This window comes from Herbidospora sakaeratensis (assembly GCF_001570525.1).
GTDB lineage: Bacteria > Actinomycetota > Actinomycetes > Streptosporangiales > Streptosporangiaceae > Herbidospora > Herbidospora sakaeratensis.
Genome location: NZ_BBXC01000007.1, coordinates 1,019,938 through 1,043,345, shown reverse-complemented (window position 1 = coordinate 1,043,345; position 23,408 = coordinate 1,019,938). Strand labels below are relative to the sequence as shown.

Annotated in this window: 16 protein-coding genes, 1 tRNA gene and 1 pseudogene; 2 read left to right on the top strand and 16 right to left on the bottom strand. The window is 69.0% G+C overall.

The window, feature by feature from the left end; translation table 11 throughout:
* Window position 1: 1 nt before the first annotated feature.
* The 3 genes from AW271_RS04255 to AW271_RS40545 all read right to left on the bottom strand — a co-directional run bounded on the left by AW271_RS04255 (window position 2) and on the right by AW271_RS40545 (window position 4,202).
* A complete protein-coding gene (locus tag AW271_RS04255) occupies window positions 2-3,289 on the bottom strand; it encodes an RHS repeat-associated core domain-containing protein (protein ID WP_169806277.1) in 3,288 nt (1,095 codons plus the stop codon).
* A 350-nt stretch (window positions 3,290-3,639) separates the two neighbouring features.
* Complete coding sequence (locus AW271_RS43070) at window positions 3,640-3,804, bottom strand: hypothetical protein (RefSeq protein WP_369408308.1); 165 nt, start codon at window positions 3,802-3,804, stop codon at window positions 3,640-3,642.
* A gap of 92 nt (window positions 3,805-3,896) precedes the next feature.
* Window positions 3,897-4,202 (bottom strand): P-loop NTPase family protein, encoded by a 306-nt coding sequence (locus AW271_RS40545; protein WP_062331974.1) that lies wholly within the window; start codon window positions 4,200-4,202, stop codon window positions 3,897-3,899.
* A gap of 315 nt (window positions 4,203-4,517) precedes the next feature.
* Here AW271_RS40545 and AW271_RS04240 point away from each other — a divergent pair, with 315 nt between their 5' ends.
* Entirely contained in the window at window positions 4,518-6,155 is a 1,638-nt protein-coding gene (locus AW271_RS04240) for an ABC-F family ATP-binding cassette domain-containing protein (protein ID WP_062331971.1), read from the top strand.
* A gap of 807 nt (window positions 6,156-6,962) precedes the next feature.
* Here AW271_RS04240 and AW271_RS39415 read toward each other — a convergent pair.
* Window positions 6,963-7,139 (bottom strand): hypothetical protein, encoded by a 177-nt coding sequence (locus AW271_RS39415; RefSeq protein WP_157553889.1) that lies wholly within the window; start codon window positions 7,137-7,139, stop codon window positions 6,963-6,965.
* Window positions 7,140-7,654: 515 nt separating this feature from the next.
* Between AW271_RS39415 and AW271_RS39410 the strand changes: the two genes are divergently transcribed.
* Window positions 7,655-7,779, top strand: a tRNA-OTHER gene (locus AW271_RS39410).
* 313 nt (window positions 7,780-8,092) lie between these two features.
* On the opposite strand, the gene AW271_RS04230 is transcribed toward AW271_RS39410, so the two are convergent.
* The 12 genes and pseudogenes from AW271_RS04230 to AW271_RS41370 form a co-directional block, all read right to left on the bottom strand.
* Complete coding sequence (locus AW271_RS04230) at window positions 8,093-10,285, bottom strand: GTPase-associated protein 1-related protein (RefSeq protein WP_245652944.1); 2,193 nt, start codon at window positions 10,283-10,285, stop codon at window positions 8,093-8,095.
* The gene (locus AW271_RS04225; RefSeq protein WP_245652914.1) at window positions 10,282-11,373 is read right to left on the bottom strand and encodes a hypothetical protein; all 1,092 of its coding nucleotides are present in this window, start codon (window positions 11,371-11,373) and stop codon (window positions 10,282-10,284) included. The genes AW271_RS04230 and AW271_RS04225 overlap by 4 nt, the downstream gene beginning before the upstream one ends.
* A gap of 98 nt (window positions 11,374-11,471) precedes the next feature.
* Window positions 11,472-14,060, bottom strand: coding sequence for a hypothetical protein (locus AW271_RS04220; RefSeq protein WP_062331960.1), 2,589 nt, complete (start codon window positions 14,058-14,060; stop codon window positions 11,472-11,474).
* On the bottom strand, window positions 14,057-15,661 hold the full coding sequence (locus tag AW271_RS04215) for an Hsp70 family protein (RefSeq protein WP_062331957.1): 1,605 nt from the start codon (window positions 15,659-15,661) through the stop codon (window positions 14,057-14,059). Before AW271_RS04215 ends, AW271_RS04220 begins: the two co-directional genes overlap by 4 nt.
* A complete protein-coding gene (locus AW271_RS04210) occupies window positions 15,658-16,173 on the bottom strand; it encodes a nucleotide exchange factor GrpE (RefSeq protein ID WP_062331955.1) in 516 nt (171 codons plus the stop codon). The genes AW271_RS04215 and AW271_RS04210 overlap by 4 nt, the downstream gene beginning before the upstream one ends.
* On the bottom strand, window positions 16,170-18,290 hold the full coding sequence (locus AW271_RS04205) for an SPFH domain-containing protein (protein WP_062331952.1): 2,121 nt from the start codon (window positions 18,288-18,290) through the stop codon (window positions 16,170-16,172). Before AW271_RS04205 ends, AW271_RS04210 begins: the two co-directional genes overlap by 4 nt.
* A complete protein-coding gene (locus AW271_RS04200; protein WP_083976057.1) occupies window positions 18,290-19,606 on the bottom strand; it encodes a caspase, EACC1-associated type in 1,317 nt (438 codons plus the stop codon). Before AW271_RS04200 ends, AW271_RS04205 begins: the two co-directional genes overlap by 1 nt.
* A 313-nt stretch (window positions 19,607-19,919) precedes the next feature.
* Window positions 19,920-20,270, bottom strand: coding sequence for an effector-associated constant component EACC1 (locus AW271_RS04195; RefSeq protein ID WP_157553887.1), 351 nt, complete (start codon window positions 20,268-20,270; stop codon window positions 19,920-19,922).
* A 635-nt stretch (window positions 20,271-20,905) separates the two neighbouring features.
* Entirely contained in the window at window positions 20,906-21,805 is a 900-nt protein-coding gene (locus AW271_RS04190) for a LysR family transcriptional regulator (protein WP_083976055.1), read from the bottom strand.
* Between the two features lie 129 nt (window positions 21,806-21,934).
* Window positions 21,935-22,057: pseudogene (locus AW271_RS43250) on the bottom strand (IS5/IS1182 family transposase); the annotation flags it as partial.
* Window positions 22,058-22,207: 150 nt separating this feature from the next.
* Entirely contained in the window at window positions 22,208-22,432 is a 225-nt protein-coding gene (locus AW271_RS39405; protein WP_157553886.1) for a hypothetical protein, read from the bottom strand.
* Window positions 22,433-22,500: 68 nt separating this feature from the next.
* Window positions 22,501-23,304, bottom strand: coding sequence for a CHAP domain-containing protein (locus AW271_RS41370; RefSeq protein WP_062331940.1), 804 nt, complete (start codon window positions 23,302-23,304; stop codon window positions 22,501-22,503).
* Window positions 23,305-23,408 lie beyond the last annotated feature (104 nt).

Below are 23,408 nucleotides of genomic sequence, written 5' to 3'. Positions count from 1 at the left end.
ATCAATCCACCACTCTGACGGCGTTCGGCGGGACCGACCCGTTGATCAGGACCTCTTCGGATTTCATCGCATATCCACGTCCCTTCCAGTCAAGGAGGTGGTACGCGCGGTCCTGATAGGTCGAGAGATCGATGATCTCGCCCTTCACCTTACCCAGGTCGATCGCGACTATCCGGTTGCCCGACCGGGCGGCCCAGCCCCGCGCGATCGCCTCATTCTTCGTGGTCGAGATGTACTGGCTGACGAAGTCACGTCGCGATCCGAACCGTACGTGTTCGTCGACGCTCACCTTCGCCGTGGAGTCCTTGGGCATCAGACCGACCGTCGGGTCCTCATCCGGCCTGATCACCCGGTAGACCTCCTCGGAGGCGTCTCCGCAGTTGTGGACGAGAACCGGGTTCGTGCCCGCCAGGACGTAGTAAGTGTGCAGCCCGGCGACGGTCAGGTTGTGGACCTGCTGGGCGGCGGTCCGGTGGGCGGTCGCGGTGACCTGGACGTAGGTGCCCGAGGCTGTCTGCAGCCACGTGCCGGGGGTCAGTTCCTCCGCCGGCACCCACGTCTTGAGCGCGGGCACCCAGAAGGGATGGCCGGCGGTCGCGGTGATGATCGGCGCGTCGCCGACGGAGATGTCGACCAGGCGTTTGGCGCCGGTGCCGGTGATCAGAGCGGTGACCGGCTTGGGCTCGACGTGGCCGGTGGCCGGGTCTGCCGCAAGGACCTCGTCGCCGAATCGGACGTCGCTGATCGGTTTGGCGCCACCTGCCAGCAGGACCAGGGTGGCGGAGGTGAAACTGTTGGTCGTACAGGAGGTCGCCGCCCGGGGGGTTGGCGAGGCCGGGGCCGCCCTGGTGGGAGCGCGCCGGAAGCCTGCGCCGATTTTGCTCGCCCCGGCGCCGATCAGCTTCCCTATGCCCAGGCCGAGCAGTCCTTCGCCGGCTCCCCATGCGGCTGAGGTGAGGGCGTCGCCCAGGCTGTTGATGTTGCCGCTCATCCCGTCGGAGACCAGCCGTCCTGCCATGCCGCCCAGCACGGCACAGCCGACGGCGCCCGCCCCCGCGGTGATCGTGGTGCACAGAGCGCCCACGCCGATCGAGACGGCCGTGGAGATGATCACTGTCTTGTGTTCGGCGATCCACTGGCCGGCGCCGCTGATGACCGAGCGGGCCTTGCACCCGAAGTCCCACGTGCCGCAGCCCTGTTTGGCCGCCGGATGGGCGGTGTAGCGGCCGATCGGCTTGTAGTCGGCGTGCGGGACGATCGGGCGGTTGGCCTGTTTGGCGGCCACGTCGGCCTGCCAGCCCCGGTAGCCGCCGTTCCGTCCGTTGGCGTAGTCGGCCGGGATCAGACCGGTGGGGTCGGAGAACGTGACCGGCGAGTTGGCGGCGTAGCTGTAGCCGTTCATCTGCTGCGGGTCACCGATGTCCAGCACCGGGTCGACCGACAGGAAGCGGCCCGCGCGTGGGTCGTACTCGCGCGCGCCCAGGTGCGTCAGTGAGGTGGACGGGTCGGCGGTGCCGCCGACGAAGCCCTTCTCATTGGCCCAGACCACCGTGGTGGCGTCTCGGCTGGTGCCGAACGGCGTCTGGCGGCGGACCGCCGTGGTCTGGGTGTCGTTGCCGACGACCGAGGCGCTCGCGGTGCCCTGCAGGTCGCTGGCCAGCCAGGTCACCGTGCCGAGCACGCGCTGGGCGACCGTCTGCCCGGCGTGGGTGTAGAAGCGGGTACAGGTGGTCGTGTTGGTCGCCGTCGTCAGGCGGATCTCCTGGTCGGGCAGGTACAGGGTGGTGCCCGTCGGGTCGCGGCGGATGAGCCGGTTGCCGTCGGCGTCGTACAGATAGCTGGTGACACCCGCCGTCGTGGTGACTTTGGACAGATGACCTTCGGCGTCCCAGTCCAGTGTCTGCTGCGGGTCGGCACCCGCCTTGCGAGTGATCGTGTTGCCGGAGGCGTCGTAGGTGTAGGTGTCTCCGCCGCTGATCGCGGTGACCCCGTGCGGGCGCGGCGCACCGGCCGCGGGGTAGTAGTAGGTGCGCGTCGTGTCACCCGAGGCGGCGTGCTTGACCTCGCTGGTGCGGTTTCCGGTGACGTCGTAGCCGAAGCTCATCCAGTATGGCGCCGGGCCACCGACCACCGATTGCGCCGGAGTGGCCGCGCAGCCTTCGGTGCCTTGCGCCCACGCCTGGGTCAGGCGACGCAGATGGTCGTACTGGAAGCACTGGGCGTCGGTCGGGCTCGCCTTGTTGGTGATCGACGTGATGTTGCCGGCGGTGTCGTAGCCATAGTTCAGGTCGCTGACCATGATGGGCGCGACTTCCCGGTAGGTGGCCAGCCGCTGCACGCGGTTGGTGCCCGCTTCGTAGTTCCACTGCCGCACGGTCTGCTTGGCGGTGGCGCTCGTCCGCATCCGGATCAACTCGAGCTGGCTGAGGCTGCTGTAGCGGGTCTCGGTGACGTAGCTGGAGATTCCGCTGGTGGTGAGCGGGTTGCCGAGCTCGTCATAGCCGGTGATGAGCTGCTCGCGTGGCAGCCCGCCCGCGGCGGGGATCGCGTACTGGGCTGTCGTCCCGTCGACGTTGTAGCCGAACGTGTACTGGTAGGTGCCGGCCAGCTTGGTGCCTTCGGCCGATGGGATCACCACTGACTGGGCGATGGGGCGATAGGCGTCGTCGTAGGTGTCGACCTTCGTCACGTATGTCTGGACGCCGTTTGGTGTGTCGACATAACGGGTCGACGCCGTCTGGGTGCCCTTGAGCAGGGTGTCGTAGGTCCAGTCGGCGAGCTTGGCGCCCGAGGCGGAGCCCTTGTAGAGGCCGGTCTTGCGGCCGAGTGTGTCGTAGGTGTAGGCGAGCGTGACGCCGCGGGCGTCGGTGGTGGAGGTGATCTGGTCGAGGTCGTTGTACGTGAAGGTTGTGGTCCCCTTGTCGGGGTCCTCGTCCTGGGTCTTACGGCCGCGCAGGTCGTAGGTGTAGGTCCACTGGTTACCCGCCGGGTCGGTCACGCTGGAGAGCTGTCCCGCCGGGGTGTAGCCGTACTGGGTGCGGTCGTATCCGACGCTCTTGTGCTGGCGCAGCTCGGTGGTGAGGCCGCGGGCGTCGGTGTACGTGCTGGTCGGGGTGGCGTCCAGGTCCACCGGGATCAGCGCGCCTCCCGCGCCCGGGGCCCTTTCTCCGGCCAGTTTCCAGACCCGCTCCCGTGCCGCCGCCCGCGCCTTCTGGATCAGGCGTGATGCTGGTGGTCCGGCCTCGGCCAGCACGGTGATCAGGCGGGAGACGGTTGGGTCGGAGGCCACCGGCCCGAACAGTCGCGATGAGGAGCGCAGCACCGCCACATAGGCCAGGCAGTCCCCCGCCCAGCGCGAGCGTGACCGCCAGAAGCCCGCCCGCGTGGACTACCTCACCCCGCCGGCGGCATCGCCATCGCGACCTCCGTCGACGGTGAGGAACTGAGCCGGGGCGGTCTCCGGGGGCCGCATCGCCCGGGAGCACCCGCGCCTGGCCCTCTGGGCGCATCGTGCTCCGGCCACTTCCTTCGGACCAAGGTCTCCTCGCTCGTCGTGCACCTGCCCCCGACGCTCCTCTGGAGGTGGGGGCCGACCGTCTCTCAGAGCTCCACACCGAATACCGCGCCCAGTACGCCGCCCTACTCCGATCGCAACGCTGTCATGGACTCGCCCGCCATACGTGGCGCGGACCCGGCGATCGTCCTGGCCCCCGAGCGTCGGCATGTTCTCATTCGAACGCCAACAAGCAGACCTCCGACGGCCTTCATGAGCGTGGACTTCCCGGTGCCGTTGGGGCCGATCACGGTAGTGGCGCTGCCCTCGTGGAAGGCGGCGGTCACGCCGCGGACGCTCGCCGACCGGCCGTACCCCGAGACGACGTCGTGGAGTTCGAGAATCACGATTCGGCTCCCAGCCCGATGAGCGAGGACTCCATCACCACGACCGTGTCGCTCACGGTCGAGACGAGATCGCTGTTGTGTTCGATGATCACGAGCGTCCGCCCTCCGGCTCGCAGCCGCGGCACGACCTCCTGGAGCGCGTCGGCGGTGTGCGGGCTGACCCCGGCGAGCGGCTCGTCGAGGAAGAGGACCGCAGGGTCGGCGCACAGCCCGCAGGCCACTCCGAAGAGCTTCTGGCTCTGTTCGACGGCTGGGCCGCTCCCGTCCTCGACCTCCTCCGCCGCGGCACCGCTTTCGTCCACCGCCCCTTTACGTCCTGCCCGTGTCCCACGACCTGGGCCCACGTCCCCGGGTGACGCTGCTGGACGACGCCGCCCACCTGATGCCCTCGTTGGGGGCGGGTGCGAACCTCGCCCTCTTCGACGCCGTCCAGCCATCCTGACTTCGCGGCGGCGAAGGCGGCCCTGGCCGATGAGTTCATCTCCGGCCTGCCTGATATTGCTTTCGTCACTGGGGCTGGGTGAGGTGGGCCGGTCAGTGGAGTCCCTGCCTAGGGCGGTCACTGCGGTTGTAACCGACAGGTGGCGCGCGAGATGGCGGCTACCATCGTTCAGGACATGAGCGCAACAATCGTCGTGAAGGATCTCGCGGCCGGGCACGGGGAGCGGGTCCTGTTCTCGGAGCTCGACCTCGTGGTCGCCCCCGGCGACGTCATCGGGCTCGTCGGGGTCAACGGCGCGGGCAAGTCGACGCTGCTGCGCCTGCTCGCCGGCCTCGACGCGCCGGAGCAGGGCGGCATCAGCCTCGCCCCGGCCACGGCGGTCGTCGGCCACCTGCCCCAGGAGCCGGAGCGCCGGCCAGGCGAGACCGTCCGTCTGTTCCTGGCCCGACGTACCGGCGTCGCCCAGGCGCAGCGCGACCTCGACGCCGCCACGCAGGCACTGGTGGAGGGTCTGCCGGGCGCCGAGGACGCCTACAGCACGGGCCTGGAACGCTGGCTCTCGCTGGGTGGCGCCGACCTCGACGAGCGCGCCGCCCAGGTGGCCGCCGACCTGGGCCTCACAATCGGCCTCGACCAGCCGATGACCTCGCTGTCCGGAGGCCAGGCGGCCCGTGCGGGGCTCGCCTCGTTGCTGCTGAGCCGCTATGACCTCTTCCTGCTCGACGAGCCGACCAACGACCTCGACCTCGACGGGCTCGACCGGCTGGAGAAATTCGTGACCGGCCTGCGCCCGGGCACGGTCCTGGTCAGCCACGACCGCGAGTTCCTCGCCAGGACCGTCACCAGCGTGCTCGAGCTCGACCTGGCCCAGCAGCAGGTTCGGCTGTACGGCGGCGGCTACCAGGCCTACCTGTCCGAGCGTGAGGTCGCGCGGACGCACGCCAGACAGCAGTACGAACAGTACGCCGAGACCCGCGCCCAGCTTGAGGCCCGCGCCCGTACCCAGCGTGCATGGATGGAGAAGGGCGTCAGGAACGCGCGCCGCAAGATGAGCGACAACGACAAGATCGGGCGGAACCTCCGGGGCGAGACGACCGAGAAGCAGGCCGCCAAGGCCCGGCAGACGGAAAGGCTGATCGAGCGACTCGAGGTGGCGGAGGAACCGCGCAAGGAGTGGGAACTGCGGATGGAGATCGCCGCCGCGCCCCGCGCCGGAGCGGTCGTCGCCACCCTGCGCGGGGCGGTGGCCCGCCGCGGCTCCTTCAGACTCGGTCCTGTCGATCTGGAGATCGGCTGGGCCGACCGGGTGGCCATCACCGGGGCCAACGGCACAGGCAAGTCCACGTTGCTGGCCGCGTTGCTCGGCCGGCTCCCGCTTGAGGAAGGGCAGTCCTCGCTCGGCCCCGGCGTGGTGGTCGGGGAGGTGGACCAGGCACGGGGACTCTTCCTGGGAGGCGAGCCGTTGCTGGACGCCTTCGGGGCGCTGGTCTCGCCGATGCCGCCCGCCGAGGTGCGTACGCTGCTGGCCAAGTTCGGGTTGAAGGCCGCCCACGTGATGCGCCCGGCCGCGACTCTGTCACCTGGCGAGCGGACCCGGGCAGCTCTGGCGTTGCTGCAGGCCCGGGGCGTCAACCTGCTCGTGCTCGACGAGCCGACCAACCATCTCGACCTGCCCGCGATCGAGCAGTTGGAGTCGGCGCTCGCGCACTATCCAGGCACGCTGCTGCTGGTCACGCATGATCGGCGCATGCTCGAGGCGGTGCAGGTGAGCCGTCGCCTGCGGGTCAGTGCGGGGCGGGTCACGGAGATCTGAGTACGACACGTGCCGGAAGGCTTCCTGCTTGCACAACGGGAGCCGGTCACGACCGCAGAGATTGCTCGGGGTGACGTCGCAGGCGTTCTGAGCGCTTCGCGGCGCCGGAAATCCTCGGCCACCTCCCCCTGCGGGATGCAAATACCAGGATATGGCCCCTGAACGGCGGTTATTGACTCCGTCTATCAGACCCGCCGGTACTGGTCGAGGACCTGTCGGCGTTGCCGGCGGACCTGATCGAGATCGGCGGGTGGAGCCGAGGCATGTGGTGGTTGAGGCGGCCGACGGTCTCGTGCTGAGGACAGTGCGGTTGTACTGCCGTCCGTATGCCTGCAGGACTCTGTGGAGATGGCCTTCACCGTAGATCAGCAGCCGATCGGTGCCATCCGCCAGATCATGACCGACGGCGCCAACACCTTCATCCGCGCCTACGGCGCCCGCTCACCCTGCGTCTCCCGACTAGGACCACAACCGCGCTCATCGGCGGGAGCCACAGCCCGGTCCCCGCGACAGGAAGAACAGCGTGGCGGTCACGAGCGCCATGAGCGCGTTGACCGGCAGGACATCGAGGAGTCTGTCCATGGCGACTGAATCAGGCTGACGCGGCTCCGGCTTTCGAGAACGGCGAAGTGGCCGAGCAGCGCTGCGGACGCGATCAGTGCGATCAGAACCGTCGAGGTTGCAAAGCCCTGAGACGATGCTTGGGAGAGGCCGTACACGAGTGCTCCTGCACCGGTTCGAGCTACAGCGCACGCCGACGGCAGCGCGCCTCACCGCTACGACCAGACGCCCAGTGAACGGCGTGCCTCAGCCGGAACGAGCGCCTTCACGAACAGAATCGGCTGCGCCCGTGCGGTTGCGGTCACTCCCGAGGATGCAGAAGACCTTCATGAAGGGATCGAGCCACGTGGTCCTGGACAGCCACACCACCGAGACGATCCCGACGAGCGGTGCACCCACCAGCCTGATGACGATCCACCACATCTGCCAGGTGGGAGGGCAGGTGCCGTTGGAGCAACGCTCATCAGCGCGAGCGCTTCGCCCATGACCAGCGAAACGATTGACAGATCAGCGGTGGCCGCAATCAGTCGGGAGCCTTGTGGCCGGGGTGTTGGATCCTAGGGGCTGGTCATGGGCGACATGAAATCGGCAAGCCGGCCGGACATGTCGCTTGATGGCGGAGACACATGGGACTCCATGTAGAGATCTGAGAGGGTTTTTCGTTAGTTCTTGATGCCTTGACGGCGAAAAGTCATGTTCTGGGTTCGGGGGCGAAATCCCGGCCGACGAGGCGTTTGAGTTTGGCTCGGACGCCTTCGACGGTGTTCTTGCGAGTGTGGGGCAGGCTCAGGCCAGGCAGGCTTCGCGGGCCGTGAGCCCGCTCCCGGAGCTACTAAGCACCACGTCCTTGTGGTCGGGTAAAGCCCGGCCGGGTAGTTCACGGTTGCTCGGTGGTTGCTCATTGGTACGCGATACGGGGCGACACCGCGCATCACCAGGGGGCACTTCGACAGCGGCAAATCCGGGCGGCTCAATAGAAATTGAAATTCTGCGGCATTGGGCGGCAGTAATGCCTCGAACTTTAATCCGTAGGTTCAGGGTTCGGATCCCTGGCGCCCCACCATCTCGTGACCTCCTGACCTGTATCTTCTAGGAGCCCCTTGATCGCGGTCCCCCACCCGAAAGGCCGAAGGGAGACCGACGGTCTCGGATCCCTCCCCACAGCGACCACACGGGGGACCCAGCCCGCGCTCGCCTCGTCAGTGCCGAAAATTCCATCCGAGCGCCATGCGAATACTGATGGAGGACTCCGCCGAGCCGACATCGCCGGCGGATGGTCCGCTCTGGATCAGTGATCGGATCCGGCTCGTCCCCTTCAGAGCCGGGCCGCGTGACGACGTCTCGAACCCCGGGGCGGAGGAAGACGATCGCGCTCGTCAGGGATCTCCGAGTCGGCGAACCAGCCTGCGGACCGGCGGCGGCAACCACCCGAGACGCCTTCGGCGCCATGACTCGAACGCGGCTTCGAGCCCTTCGTCAAGGTCGGCGACCAGTCGGCCGACCTGCGCCAGGTCTTTGCGCCGCCACCCGCGGAGCGTGAGCGCAAGGCGTTCCTCCACAGCACGGGCCAGCTCGGGAAGGGCTCTGCGGGCCTGCCACGCGACGGCGAACAGTTCCGCCGCCGCGCCGACCGGCCGGCCTTCGCCGTGCCCCGTCAAGAGGTGGTCGACCGCGTCGGCGAAAGCGGCCTGGACGACGCCCGGCGCGGATTGCAGGGCTCGGATCGCCATGCGCGGTGGCAGGGTCAGCAACAACGCGGGAAGCCGCAACCGCAGGTACTCGCGCGCCGGCCGGTACTCGTGCTCGTACCCGGTGATCAGGTCGTCCAGGGCGGAGTAGCGGGCCGAGTCACGGCCGGGCGTGCGGTACACGTGCTCCCGCTCCAGAACCCGGTGCATGACGGCGAGCCGGCTCACCGTCGGCTCGGTGTACTCCTCGTCCGGCTGGACTGCGACTTCCAGCGCGCGGCACAATCGGGCGTAGTTTCCGGGGTGGTCGTGCGGGCCGCCGTCGATCAGCGACTCCAGCCATGGCCGGGCCACCCGGACGGCGACGGCGCCCTCTCCGAGCACGGCGACCGCCTCGTCTAGCGTCCACTTGCGTTCGCGCCAGAAAAAGCCGAGCAGTTCCCCCGAGAGCAGCCCGCCGGCCACCGTCAGCAGACTCCCGCCGGGCCGCTCCCCTCTCTCGGCCGTCTCCACCAGCGTGATCGCCTCGGCAAGCCGGGGGTGACCGGCCAGATCGCGTAGTGCGGAGTCGTGCTTCAGCCCTGCGGCGAGAGCCGGGAGGAGCCGCTCTCCGGGGACGGCGGCGAGGAACCTCAGTGCGCCGTCCCGGATCAGTGGCTGGTCGGCCAGCGACGCGCCCACGATCTCGGGCTCCACCCGGTCCAGCAACCAGGGACCGACTCGGTCGAAGCCGAGCCGCCGGAGCGTGTGCGGATCCAAGCTGACCCGATGCCGGGAGATCAGTTCGAGCCAGTCGGTCAGCTCGCGGGGACCCGACGCCGCCAGGTCCCGCAGGACCAGCTCGGCGACCGCGTCCGGGCGTGACTCCCCGAGCACGCCATGGCTGAGCGCCTCGAACTCGGCCGCCGGCAGCCGGGATCGCGCCGGCACGAGCCAGCGTGTCAGCACCCCGGCGGCGGACCCGCTGATCGGCCGCCCCGAGAGCAGGTCGACTGCCAGCACCACCGGATACCAGGAGGCCAGCCGGTGCTCTGATCCGTCGGCCAGCGTCCTCGCCCGCTCCCACAACGGCGCGGCTCCCAGCGTGCGGTCGCCGGCCAGGTGCCGCGCGAGCGGCTCGGCCGGCACCTCCGAGGCTCTCATCCCGACGAAGTCGAAGACGTAGAAGCTTTCGAGCGCCGTGTCAGTGACGGCGAAGTCGGCCTCCGGCACGGTGCCGATCACATGGTGCCTGCTGAACCGGGGGCGGTGCTCGTAGGTGGCGAACGACATGTCGCGCACCGTGGCCGGCGGCAGCAGATAGGAGATCGCCGCGATCCAGCACGCCACCCGGTCGGCGTCCCGGTCAAGGATGACGACCGACCGGCGGCCCTCGTGGACGGCGAGGTCGACGGCGGTCAGCAATGCGGGCAGGAACGGCAGACCCCCGTTGTCCCGCAGAAACTCGTCGATCCGGGACCGGGTCAGCGGGCCGGTCGACAACGGGCCGTCGAGATGTGGCAACTCCGGCCGATCGGCCTGGGCCGCCCGCCAGATCCCGGCCCCCCACAGTTGGATCGGCAGCACGTCCGGTGCGCGGTCGGCGACGAGTGCGTGCGCGAAGTAGTTCCCCAGTCGGCCGGAGTAGTCGGCGCCGACGTACACGACCCGGACGATCACCGGTTGTCCACCGGGGATGTAGCAGAGGTTGACCGGGCAGGCCGCGATCTGCCCGGGGGTCGGCGCGGGCCCCAGCCACCGGGGCGCCTCGTAGCCGGCGAGGGCTTCCACCCGGCGCATGGCCTCGGCGGAGGTGCCGGGGGTGGCCGCCGAGAACTGGAACCCCGAGCGGCCGGTCAGCCCCTTCTCGCAGGAGGTGTAGTGGAGTTGCCGGTAGGTCATGTCCGCCACGGTTTCCTCCGTTTCGAGGAGCGGACCGGAATGACGCCGAACTGGGCCAGCAGCCAGAGGAACGGATCCTCGACACGATAGGGGCGAACGGCGCCGACCACCCGGCCCTCACGGGGCGGCCCGCCGAGAGCCGATAGCCCGAAAAAGGAGTACTGCTCGTAGTTGGCGTCGAGCAGCTGGTCGATCTGTTCTTCGCCCCACTCGTACAGCAGCGCCCGTACGTGGTCGTGGACGGCGGTGCAGTCGTCCAGGTCGAGCACCGGCCTGCCGTCGTGGGGCTCGCGCGCCAGCGGGCTGCCCGGATCGAAGGAGTCCCACAGCGCGTCCAGCTTGGAGAAGGCGACGGCGATCGGCACCCTGATCTTCTTGGCCGGGCCGCGTCCGCTCGTGACGCGCAGCAGGTCGGTGACCCGGGACAGGATGTTCAGCGGGGTGTCGAAGCCGCCACGGACACCGGCTGCGACGTCCTGCCCCGAGGTGAACCTGCGCGCGCCGGGCATCCGCAGCGGATCGAGCAGCAGGATCACGCCGCCTGCCGCGGCGAGGTAGCGGGTGTTCAGCTCGACGCTCTCCTGGAGGCTCAGATCTTCCCCCGCCGTGTCGAAGAAGGACATGATCGTCTCTCTCCGCCCGCCGACCAGCCCGTTGCCGGGCTGCTGCACGTTGAAAACCAGAGGCCTGGTGTACCGGGCCGCCGCGCTGACGGTCGTGAACGGCAACCGGCCGTCCCCGTAGAGCCCGCTACCGTGCAGCCGGAGCTGGTCGCGCGTGTGGTCGTCAGAACCCTGGACGGAGAGGCGGAACCTTCGGGCGACGCTGTTGCCGAGTTCGTGCAGCAAAACGGTCAGGAAGACGGTCTTCCCACTCTCCTTCGCACCGATCATCGCGATCAGGTCGCTGCGGATCTGCCCGAAGTACGGGGGAAGCTGGCTATGGCACAAAGGGCAGATACGGCGATGAGTCTGAGATCCACACTCAGGGCACAAGGCGCTCGTCGAGCGCGATCCGGCCGGGAACACCGTCACCGGGAGCCCGTCCTGCAGCCCGAAGCGCTCGTAGAGCCGCTCGTCGCGGCCCATCTCGCACCTCCGGCCGGTCGGGCCCAACTGGCCGGTGCAGCGGAAAAGGATCTTTGAGAAGGACTCGTAACAGTACGGGCAGACGAGGGACACGGGCCTCACCAGTTCCCCGGGCGCCGGACCAGCGCCACCCCGTCGCCCGGGTGGGCGGGGAAACACACCAGCCAGGACGGATGAGACTTCGGGACCATGATCTCGCTCTCCGAGGGCCAACCGGGGTTCAGCAGCTGCGGGGGCACCCTGTGCACGATCCGGCCCTGGCTCGGCCGCAGCGGCAGCGTCGGGCCGGTGCCGTGCACGACGATCAGTTCGGGCACCTGGACAGGCCGTTCGGCGCTCAGCCGCAACAGCGCGACACCGGGCCGGAACACCCGGCGGCGGAACTCGAAGTCGACCCGGGGCGGGGCTTCTGGCACCTGAACCGCGGATTGGGCGGAATCGTAGGTCGCGCGGTCCTCCCGGATCACCCTGACCGCCGCCCATCCCCTGCCGGGCCCCACGGACAGCGCGCACCCGTCGGCGAGAAAGGCCCGGCGGGTGAGCTCCAGGACGAAACCCGTACCGGAATACGGGCTCCACGTCACCTCGACGGCGACAGCGTCCTGCGGCCAGTCCCAGTTCAGCCGCACCTGATCACCGACGCGCCGTGCGGTCAGCCCGAGTTCCGGATCGGCCGCGCGGACGACGGCGACCGGACCCGCGACCGCCTCTCCGTCTCCGAGGGTCACCGCGACGAAGTGAACCGGGCCCGCCTCGACGGCGGCGGTCAGAGTGACCCGTCCGTCGTCCGTGACCTGCGGGGATTCCGGCAGTTCCCGGCCGTACCTGTCGGCATCGCCGAGCCGCAGGGCCTCACCCTCCCGCCAGGGGGGCGCGTTCCGCCCGGCGCGGATGACGACCCGGCCCGTTCTCGGCCGCTCCCAGGAGAGCATCACCGAGTCCGGACCCTGCCGGACGGCGCTGAGGCGGGACACCGGCGCCGGCCGTTCCCGCGAAGTGGCCGCCACTTCAACGCCCGGGGTGAGCCGGCGGCCGCCTGACGGCGGGGTGTAGACGGCCTGAATCCGGTATCGGTGCGTATCGCCGGGACGTGCCTCGTGGTCGGTGAAGCCGTTCATGCCGGCCGGGATGGTCCTGCCGTCGCCGAGCCGGACCACCCGGATGTCCACCGCGTCACGGTGCGCCAGCCAGGAGACCCGGATCGACCGCTCATCCGCGACCGCGATCACGTTCGCGACCTCCGGCGCGAACCGGACCTCAGACGCGGCCGACGGCGCCGACCAGACACCGTCCTCCCTCCGGGCGAACACCGTGTAGTACAGATCGGCCGCGAGCGGCGGCGTGCCGTCGACGGCTTCGTTGACGCCGGTCACCTCGGCGACCACCGTTCCGGCCGAGGCAGAGGAGGCCGGGCCGGTCAGGGTCCGGACCACCCGGTACGTGACCGGGCCGACCCGGGCGGCCCCCGACGTCCAGGAGACGGCGGCCCGGCCGGCTTCGATTCCGGCCACCACACCGACGGCCGGGGGCGGCGCTATCGCCGCCAGCCGCCCGGCCAGCGACTCGTCGGCCGGCGCCAGCCGCCGCGCAGCGGAGAGCACCTCGGCGGCCTCCTCGGACCTGCCCTCGTCGACCAGCCTGCCGGCTCGCGTCAGGGCCTCGTCGACGCGGGCCAGCGCGGCCTCGACCCGTTCGCGAAGCTCGTCCTCCACCTCCGGCAGCTGATCCAGCAGTCGTCGCGCCGCCCTCGGGTCTCCGCCGGCAAGCGCGGCCTCGACCTCCGCCTGAGGGCGCGCGACGGGTTCGGCTCGGTGCTCGCGCAGGGCCAGAGCGAGTTCCTCGGCCTCATTTCTGACCAGGCCGAGCGACGTCGCCTCGTCCGCGACCTCCTTGGTCGGCATGAATTCGGCCAATGGCCGCAGCACCTCGGCGAGCTCCCACAGCAGCAGTTCGTCGAGCGCGCCCGGCGTGCGCGACGCCCGTTCCAGCAGGGTGAGCACCCCATCGACGACGGGCGTCCGCTCGTCCCTCGCCCTGCGGCGGTTGTGCTCCAGCGCCGTGCGGATCAGCTCGGAGATCGGGCCAGAGCCGTCCACCTGGAAGCCGGGACGGAACCGGAACTCGCGCTCCCGGGCTCCGAGCACCAGGTCGAGGGAGAACCGGACGCCGAGCAGCCGGAGATGCCCGCGGAGCAGGGCGTGGCCCGGCGGGGCCGACGGCAGCGCCCACAGGGGATCGACGACGCGCAGCCCTGCCAGGGCCAGCCGCCCGGCGACGTAATCCGCCGTGCAGGCGCCGTCGGTGTGCGCGACCAGGCGGGCGACTGTGGCGGCGGACACGCAGGGACCGCTCGCCGCCAGGTTCTCGAGTCGGCGATCAAGTGATCTCCGGGCCGTCGCCAGGCGGGTTTCCTGGTGGCGGACGAAGGCGGCCCAGCTCAGTTCCCCCGCGTCCACCAGCTCGCGATGCCCGGCCAGCAGGGATTCCGCCAACCTGCCGTAACGCTTCTGCCGCCCGATTCTGCGCCAGTATCGCTCGACGTCGGTGACGTGCTGCTGGAACTGCGGCTCGTCCAGCGGGCGCCGGGGGTCGAGCCCGTAACGGACGAAGAGATCCGCGGGCCGGGTTGAGCCGTTCGCGTGCGCGGGATCCAGCACGTCTCGCCGGTAGGCTGCCTCGTCGATCATTCGCGTAGGTCGTAGCGGGCGACCGTGTCCCTGGCCAGGCCCACCTCGGCGGCGGACAGGCCCTCGATCCGGACTTCCAAGCGCAGGTCCTTGCCAGTGGTCAGCTCCACCGCATGCACGCGGAGCGTGCCCAGCTCGTCCATGGAGAAGGTGACGTTCAGCGGGGAGTGTTCCGGCAGCGGCGGGAACCCGGAGACCAGACCTTCAGCGATCTTGGTGTTGTCGGGCAGCTCGGCGGAGGCGACGGCCCCGGCCTGCTCCCAGATCTCCACCAAGATCGCCGTCTGGTCCGGATAGACCGTGCGGAACCGGTGCGGAACCAGGTGAGCGGGCAGCGGGGTGTTGGCCTGGAGCACATGGGCGATCTGGTGGATCTCCGCTTCTCCCGGCCCCGACTTCAGCACCTTCACGCCGAAGGCCCGGGGCACCACGGTCGTGATCCGCTTGCGCGCGAGCATCCGCACCTCGGCTTCGTCGAGGCCGAGCTGGTCGGCGACCTGGGAGACCACCGCGTTGTCGGACGCGTCCTCCCCGGGCAACCTGACCTTGACCGACTCGATGAGCGCGAATCGCGCCGCGCCCTTGGCCACCGCCAGATCCGGGTCGTGCAGCTTGGCCTCGAAGCCGAACTGTTCCCGCAGGCCCGCCGCGACCGCCGGCATCCGGCCGGCGCCGCCGACCAGCAACACGTCGTCGAAGACGGTGACACCCCGCTCGGCCGCCAGTCCGACTGTGCGCCGGGTGATCTCGAACGTGCGCTCCAGCAGATCGGCGGTGAGTTCCTCGAACTCCTCCCGGCTCAGCTCGACCCTCGCCGCCTCGCCGTCGAAGCGCACGTGGTGTCTGCGGGAGCGGGCGGAACTCAGTCCCTTCTTCATTTCCTCGGCGGCGATGGCGAGCCCTTGGAGGAAATCCTCGCTCCCGTCGGCCGCCGACTCCGGATTGGCGTCCATGAACTCGGACAGGAGGTGGTCGACGATGCGGGCATCCCAGTCGGCGCCGCCGAGACGGTGGTCGCCGTCGGTGCACACCACGCTGATCTCCGTGCCGTCGATCCGGAGGACGGTGGTGTCGAACGTGCCGCCGCCGAGGTCGTAGACGAAGATCGTCCGATTGCCGGCGCCGGTGATCGCCTCGTAGTGGAGGGCGGCGGCGACCGGTTCGGGAACCAGGTTGAGAACGTTCAGTCCGGCGATCTTTCCCGCGTTCCTGGTGGCCTCCCGTTCAGCGACGCCGAAGTGGGCGGGCACGGTGATCACCACGTCGCGGACCTCCAGCCGGGTCTGCTCGGCGGCGGCCCGCGCCAGTTCCCTCAGGATGATCGCGGACACCGACTCCGGCGTGTGCCGCGCGCCGTCGAAATCCAGGTCGAGCCGCTGGCCCATGCTGCGTTTGACCAGGGAGACGACCCGGTCGGGGTCCAGCAGCGCCGATCTCTTGGCCTCGGGGCCGACGACCACGTTGTCGGCGGTCTCGAAGTAGACGACCGAAGGGGTGGTGTCCTCTCCGACCGCGTTCTTGGCGATCACGGCCCGACCCGAGTCGTCGACGTAGGCGATGCAGGAGTAGGTGGTGCCGAGGTCGATGCCGAAGGTGGTCATGGCCGGATGTGCTCCTCGGGGAGGTCGTCGGACCGCTCGAACCGCCAGACCCGGACCCGGGCGGTCCGACGGATCCGGCCCGTCTCCCGTTCGGTGAACCCGGTGGACAGCACCCGCTCGACCGTGTTGTGCAGGGCGGGGTCGCCCGTCGGCACGACGGTCACCGGGGTCTGCCTGTTCGGCTCGAACGGATCACCGGGACGCGGGACGAACACCTCCATGCCGCAACGGTCGAGGATGATCTCGGTCTCGTCGGCGAAGCCGGCGAAGTTCGGCCCGGCGGGTTCGTCCGCCAGCCGCGCGGACTCACCGAGAAGGGCGTCGTGGAGGCGGAACAGGTCGGCCACTACGGGATCGAGGATCGACCGGCGCAGTCCCTCGCGCAGCACCCTGTTCTCCTCGTGGAGGCGATCGATGACGGCCTCACGGTGCGCGGAACGACGATGGAACTCGCTCAGCTGGCGTTCCAGCGCGGCGAGCAGCCGATCCCGGGCGTCGGGTTCCTCGGTCACACGCCCTCCCGCCACTCGGCAGCCTGGTAGTCGAGCCAGTCGCGGTCCTGCAGGTAGGCCAGGTGGTGCGGGCCGAGCACCGCGTTGTCGAGCAGTAGCCCCGGGAAGGCGGCGGTCTTCAGCTGCTGGGTGGCGGGGACCAGGCGGGCCCGGCGGATCCTGGTGCGTACCGCCGTCAGCTGGAGATCGACTTCCCTGATGAAATGGTCACGGACCCCCGGACCCGGAGAGAAGTTCAGCAGCTCCATGATCGTGTCGGCGATCTGCTGGTTCGAGGGGGGAGGCCCCGTCGGGCCGGGATCTCGCAACCGGGCCTCACAGAGCACCAGGGCGACCGCGAACTCCTTGGTGTCGGGGTTGAGCACGAACTTCGGGGCGCCGAGCGCCTTCGCGTGCGCGCCCGGCAGCGCCCGCTTGTCCGCCTGTTCCCGCAGGCCGTCGATCAGCTTGGCGACCTGGGCCGACGGGAGCGCCTGCACAAGGCCCGACACGTCGCCGCCCATGATCGTGGACGGCATCGGAAGGTTGCTCATCGCCTCGATCATCTGGATCACGACCGCGTTGTCCCTGCCGAGTTGTTCGATCAGCACCTCGAGGCTGTTGGCGAGTTCCCGCTTGACCCGGTTGTTGGTGATCGAGTGGATCTCGTCCTGCTTGGTGGCGAGATCCTTGGTCTGGCTGGACCGCCCCAGCTCCAGTTGCCCCTTGCCCTCCTTCTGCAGCTCCTCTTTGAGCTCGGCGTCAGGCTGGAACAGGCCCAGACTCGTGTCGATCGGCTCGACTCCCTGCCGTCGCAGGGCCTTGCGCACCTCATCGGTGAGGTTCGAACTGACCTCCCGGTGTCTGGACAGGAACTCCCCGATGGTGGTCTCCGACGCGGCCCTGCTCAGATAACTGGTGACGGTTGCGCCGAGAACACGCTCGACGAAACGCTGGACCGGCTTCCTGTCCTTCACCAGGCCGCCCAGGCCGCCCGCGGGCGATATCAGCTTGCCGCCGAACTCCTTGACCAGTCTCGGGGCGGCCTCCCTGGGGATCTTCAGGGTCTGGGTGAGGTCCATCTCCACGGCGAACCCCTGCACCGTGACCGTGAGCCGGTCGAGTTCGACGTCGTAGTTGTCGGCGTCGGAGGGGGTCTTGACGCTCCACTCCAGGGTGATCATCCGGGTCGGCACCGTCACCACCGACACGAACCAGGGATTGAGCTGGTAGACGCCCTCACCGAGGGTTTCCTGCTGTACGCCCAAGTGCCCGCCTGCCGCCAGGAAAGCGGCCGGTTCACGGAACTGGGAGTGTCCCGGCACCACGGGTCCGAGCGGTTCTCCCGAAATCTTGCCCGCCAACGTGATCACGACCCCGACGTGGTCCGCCGGGATGTCGACCAGATCGAGGTGCGCGGACGTCAGGCCGCCACCCTGGGCGTCGACGTTGTTACGGGTGATCACGTCGAAGAGCACGGGATTGATGTCGTACACGGCCCCGCCGGGCAGCAGCGCCAGTTGCCTGCCCTGCTCCCCGCCGCCCGCCAGGAAGGCATCGCCGTCCTGGAAGTTCTCGCAGGCGACGGGCCGGCAGAACGGCCGGTCGTGCGACGGGATCTGGCCCGCCTTGGCGACCACCAGCCCGATCGACCCCTGGGGCACCTCGGTGCGCGGCGCGAAGGTGACGTCGAACAGGCGCGGGTTGATCGCGTAATGCTGACCGCCGGGAAGGACGCTCGCCTGAAGCCCTTGGTAGCCGCCGCCGAGCAGGAAATCCGCCCCGTTCTGGAAGTCGTCGACCGCGTCCCTCGCCTGGTCGCTGAGGACGCCGACGACCTGGCCCCGCCCCCGGCGGCGGCCTTCCTTGGCCGTGACCAGTCCCACCTGGTCGGGCGGCACGACCGTCCAGGGCACGTAATGGACCTTGTGCACCCCGGGCATGTGCCACCCTCGGCGGCCTTCCGTGATCGTGTCGGCCTGCCAGCCGTGCAGGCCCCTTGGGGTGACGCTGGGGAACTCCGAGTCGGTGCGGAGACTCCAGCGCCAAACGATGCCCACCTTGCCTTCGGGAACCTGGTAGCGGATCTTCAGGCCCCCGAAGACGACCACGACCATCAGCAACCGGACGATCAACATCAACGCCTCCCTGGCAAGCTCAGCTCGCTGAATCGCCGATGAACGGCCAGAACGGTCATGAACCACAGTTCGTGCCAGTCGCGACGCCGCTCGTTCTCCGGGTTGTAGAGCGTCGGGAAGAAGCCGTCATGCCCGCCGCCGGCGCCCAGGGCGACGAACTCCTCGTAACGGCCGACCGGGCCGTCGTCGTCCGCGAAGACCTGCCAGCCGAACGCATCCGACACCTTGGCGAACTGCGCGAACGTGTCACGGCCCGGCCGCACCAGATCCGCCTGCATCCGGAAGCCCTGCCGCCGGTCGGAGTGGGCCGCCCAGCGCGCGTCGATCTGTTCGAGGAGATGCGTCGGCAGCCCTTTCGCCGCAGCCGAGGAGATCCACCCGTCGTCCCGGCGCCGCGCCGCTTCCAGCACCAGCGTCGTGGTCAACCGATCGGCCCTCTCGGTGTCACCGCGCAGCAGATGCCGATCGAGCTGATCAAGCGAGTCGCGGTGTTCGCCGCCGCCTTCGCGGGCGGCGGACACCGGCTCTGGGCCGGCCTCCGGCGTAGCCGTCGCCGCGGGCGCCGCCGGGTGGCGGAAGGCGGGATTGCGGGTCAGGGCCAGCCGGACGGCGGTGCTGTCGACACCGCGTTGCCTGGGCAGCGGAAGGGAGCGTGAGCCCAGGTTGTGGTTCAGCCAGGCGTAGAGCCGGTCGAGAGTGAGAAGTTCCGCCTCGCCGGGCACCCCTTCGCGGAGCAGATTCAACAGTTCTCCGGTGAAGGTCGTGTACCGCTCGCCTACGGGGGCGAGCGCGCGGGCGTTGGCCGGGGTCGCGGTGAGGATGTAGGTGCCGCTCACGTTGAGGATCTGCTCTTCGACCGGGCCGGCCATGTCGCGAATCGCCCTGCCGCTGTAGCAGCAGTCGAGGATGAGGATGCGGTTCGCGGCCGGGCTCTCCTGGAGGAGGTCGCTGAGCGTGTTGATCGACAGGGCGGAGGCCGGGAGGATCGAAGGCTCCGGGTCGGTGTTCGCGAAATCCAGATGGAGCTCGTTCCGGAGCCCGATGCTGCCGTGCCCGGCGAAGTAGACCAGCAGGGTGTCTCTGGTGCTGTGGGCGATCGGCTTGAGCTTCTCGAGGAAGGAGTAAGGGTCGGGGGTATCGCGGAGCAGCAGAACACGTTCCGTGGGAAGACCGCCGGTCCGCGGATGAGTGAGCGCCCGGGCCAGACCGGTGAGGTTGTTGGCCACCGACGGCAGCGGAGGCAGTTTCTGCCGGTTCCGGTAGGTGCTCACGCCCACCAGCACGGCGTTGGAATTCTCAGGGTCCGGCAGGCGCATCGGTCATTCCCTGGTCGGCGGATTCAGGGCCCGCCTCCGGCGGTGAAATCGGCCAACAGCCATTACGCGGCGAGTTCACCTGGAGGTGAACTGCTGTTTCCCTGACGATGCCACCCGGCTCCATCGGCTCCCCTGCCAGATCATCTACCCGATCACCCCTCCGGCCCCCCGACCCTGTTACGAGTGATAGATATATACGAGAACTTTAGGAGAGATCATCGGCAATGAAAAGCGTGCCCGACCATATCCCCCATTGAAGCGTGTACAGATTTACCCGGAACATCTGCCCGCCGGGACCGGACGCCCCGAAGGGTCAACCTTGATCGCGGACGTCCAGGGTGTCGAGGACCTCCAGCACTTCATCGATGTTCGCGCCGGTGATCACCACCTGGAAATCACCCCTGCTCACGGTCACCGTCGGCCGGTTACGGCGGGTCGCCGCCCAGCCCGAGAGCGTCTGAGCCAAGGCGGGAAGTTGAAGGCCGCTGGTTACAAGCAATGTGATGACATCGAGTATCTCGCCCATCTCTCCGGGACCGATCCCTCTGCCGTCGAGGCTGATACGGCAGTTTTCGCGAATGGCCGGCTCATCACGTAGCCAGGTGTACAGGGATCTCAGCTCTTCATCGGTGTCCGAAGCGGCGACGGAGATCCGGATATTCATCTGCTGCACCCTTCATCGGGGAACACCCAGTATCACAATATGATCCTGGAGCGGCAACCACGGCTCCGGGACCTGATTTCGAAATCGGTGAACCCCGGAAAGGCCGCCAGTCCTGGTCGACGGGATTTACAAGTTCAGTGGCCACGAACGACCGCCACCACGGTCGACTATGAGTTTCGGGGTTTCCTGGAGGTGTCGAGTGGTGCGATCCGTGGCCCCGAGTTCGTAGGGCGGGCCTTCCACGTTGGCGGCCCATTCGGGGTCGCCGGTCGCGTGGACGTCGCCGTACGTTTCCGGCGCGGCCGGGCGTCCGAACACGCGGTGGCGAACGCCTGCATGACCACCGCACGTCTTTCAGCGGGCATTCCGCTCTCCCGAGGCGTCGGCTTCTCCGTTCGGCCCAGCGATCCACGCAGCCCTGGATCGGGTGCTTCCGTTCTATCGGCAGCGGTGGAGCGCGCCGTCTCCTCGTTCCGATGAGGAATCGGGTCTTGACAGCCGCCGGACGTTCATCGCCAGGTTCTGCGAACCGCGTGGCCGAAAGCCGTGCCCGTGCGGTGGAGCGGAGGGAATGACGCTCAGACATCCGGTGCGGGGGCGACAGCCCGCAACGGAATGGTTCGCGGGCCGGCTACTCAGCGGGGGCTGACGCCCTGGAAGGCCTTCCAGAAGGCGTCGACGGCGCCGTGCCGATCAGTGCGGCGGCGGGCGAGGTGGAAGTCCACGGGGGCGGCGCCGGTCAGTTCGATGGGGCGGAACGCGGCGCCCAGCAGCGGTTTCACTTCGAGAACGGTCGCGATCACAGCCGTCCCGCCGGAGGCGTGGCGCAGGACTCCGGTGAAACTCTGAGCGTAGGTCTCGACCAGACGCGCCTCCCGGCGCGGCCTGACGTCGCCGAGCCAGAACTGGCTCATCCACTCTTCGGGGCAGATCGGGTTGTAGAGGATCGGCTGCTCGCTGAAGTCCTCCACCTTCATCGTCCCGGCATCGGCGAGGGCATGCCGGGCGGGGACCACGCCGACGCGTGGGGCGCTGAGGGGCAACGGGCAGGTGTCGACGACGGGGTGCCGCACGGGAGCGAACGTCCAGAGGAGGTCCACCTGACGGTCGGGCAGGCAGGTGGCGAGTTCGGTGAATGCGACGTCCTGACGGACCAGATGGGCTTCGGGGAAGCTGCGGCGGACCTCCCGCGTGACGCCCCCCAGGTCGACCTTACTGAGGATCGCCATCGTGCCCGCCGGGACGCCGAGCCGCACCGTGTGGCGGGTCGGCGTGGTCCTGGCGTTCGCACGGGCGGCGTCGGCCCAGGCGATCAGCGGCACGGCGTCGGCCGCGAACCGCCGCCCTGCCGGGGTGACCGCGAACACACCGCCGGGATCGTGTTCTATGAGGTCGGCCCCGACCTGCCGTTCCAGGCGCTTAATGCGCTTACTCAGTGCCGATGAGGTCATGTGGAGGCGAATTGCGGCACGCCCGAAATGCTTTTCCTCGATGAGCACCAAGAAATTGGCCACGAGCCCGAGATCAAGATCCATGGGCACCCCTGCGGTCCGGATGGACCGATCTTATTCCTGCGGGAACGCGGACGGGTGATTCACAACCGCAGATGGAGAAAGTGACGGTCGCATGCGGTCGTCCAGAGCGATCCACCCGCGCCGATCACATCAGTGAGCCCTCCGGATCGCCCGCACGAACGCGGTGGCCCGGTGCGGGCAGCGGCGGAGTTCGGCCAGGAATTTCCAGGTCTTCGAAGTCGCGACCGCGTGCTCGCCCATGGCCAGGGTGCGGTTCGGCCGGGAATCTCGGCCGGTACGACAGTCGGCGCGCCGGACTGCCGCAGGCGGCGTTGCTGCAACCGATATACGGCAATTCGTGGCGCTCAATGTCGAGCGCCACGGTGACAACTTTCACCCAGTGACCACCGCGCTTCCCAGAAGCTATATGGCCTTGATCGGTGAACACGAACCCCCTGCGGCTTCCGGCACGAGCCGGCGCTTTACCAGGGTCCAGCCGAAGGTCGTGTGCCCATACGAATCGGCGAGTTCGCGGCACAGGCTGCCGAGCGCGGCGGCGAGCGGTCCGGACGAAAGCATGACGAACCAGGAGCGGCCGGCCGGGCCGCCACCCGTGATCGGTCGGAGGGCGATCCGGACATCCGTCACTTCCCATCGCCCGCCTTGCATCGATCGCCCGCGCCAGGAACTGCCAGAGGTGCGGACGCCGCCGAGGGCTACGCGTACGGCCGGGCACGTCTGCGGGGCGGCGGCGTCTCCCCCGGCGCCGTCGACGACCTGATCGCCACGGCCCCCGCCAGGGGCCGCTCCTCCGGTTGCGGTTCCGGGGACGGCTCCGGCGGCGGTGCCGCCCTGCGGTGGCGGCCGACCGAGAAGGCGAGCTTGCGTACATGGAAGCCGCCGAAGATGAGGCTCACCCCCACCGCCACCACCAGCACCCCCGTCGCCATCGCCGCGACCGGGTCGACCCCCGCCGCCTGGCTCGTGCTGGCGCTGACCGCGTCGGGCCGTAACGCCAGTGTCACGTCGGCCGGTTCGACCGTCAGGTCGGGCTTCACCATCCGGGGGATGCCGTAACCGACGACCTTGCTCTCGTCGCGTACCTTGCGCTTCAGCCAGACCTTGTCGACGTTGGCCTCGATGGTGTGGATCTTGCCGCCGTCGACCCTCTCGACGATGCCGACGTGGTCGATGCCCTTGATGTCGTCGCCGCCCGCCCAGTCGAAGAAGACCAGGGCCCCCGGCTCGGGTTCGTCCGTCCACGCCTGGCGCTGTTCGAACCAGCGCGCGTGTGAGGGCGTCCAGGCGAAGGCGCCGACGTAGTCGGTGACTCCGGCCTTGTCCGCGGCCCAGGCGATGAACATGTCACACCACGCGGCGTTGCGGTACTGCGGATCCTTGACGGTCTGGGCGTACCACGCGCCATATTTGGTGTGCTGTCCGGGCTTCTCCCGGTATCCGAGCTCTCGGGTGACGACGGCTAAAAGGTCGTTGGTGATCGTCTCTGGGGAACGTTCCACCCGCTCTGTCCTCCATGCCTCCCGATGCCTCGACTGTAATTCGGAAATCGGAAGTACGCTCCCGATTCACCAGAAAGGGCGAGCAATACCCCCCAACCGTAACT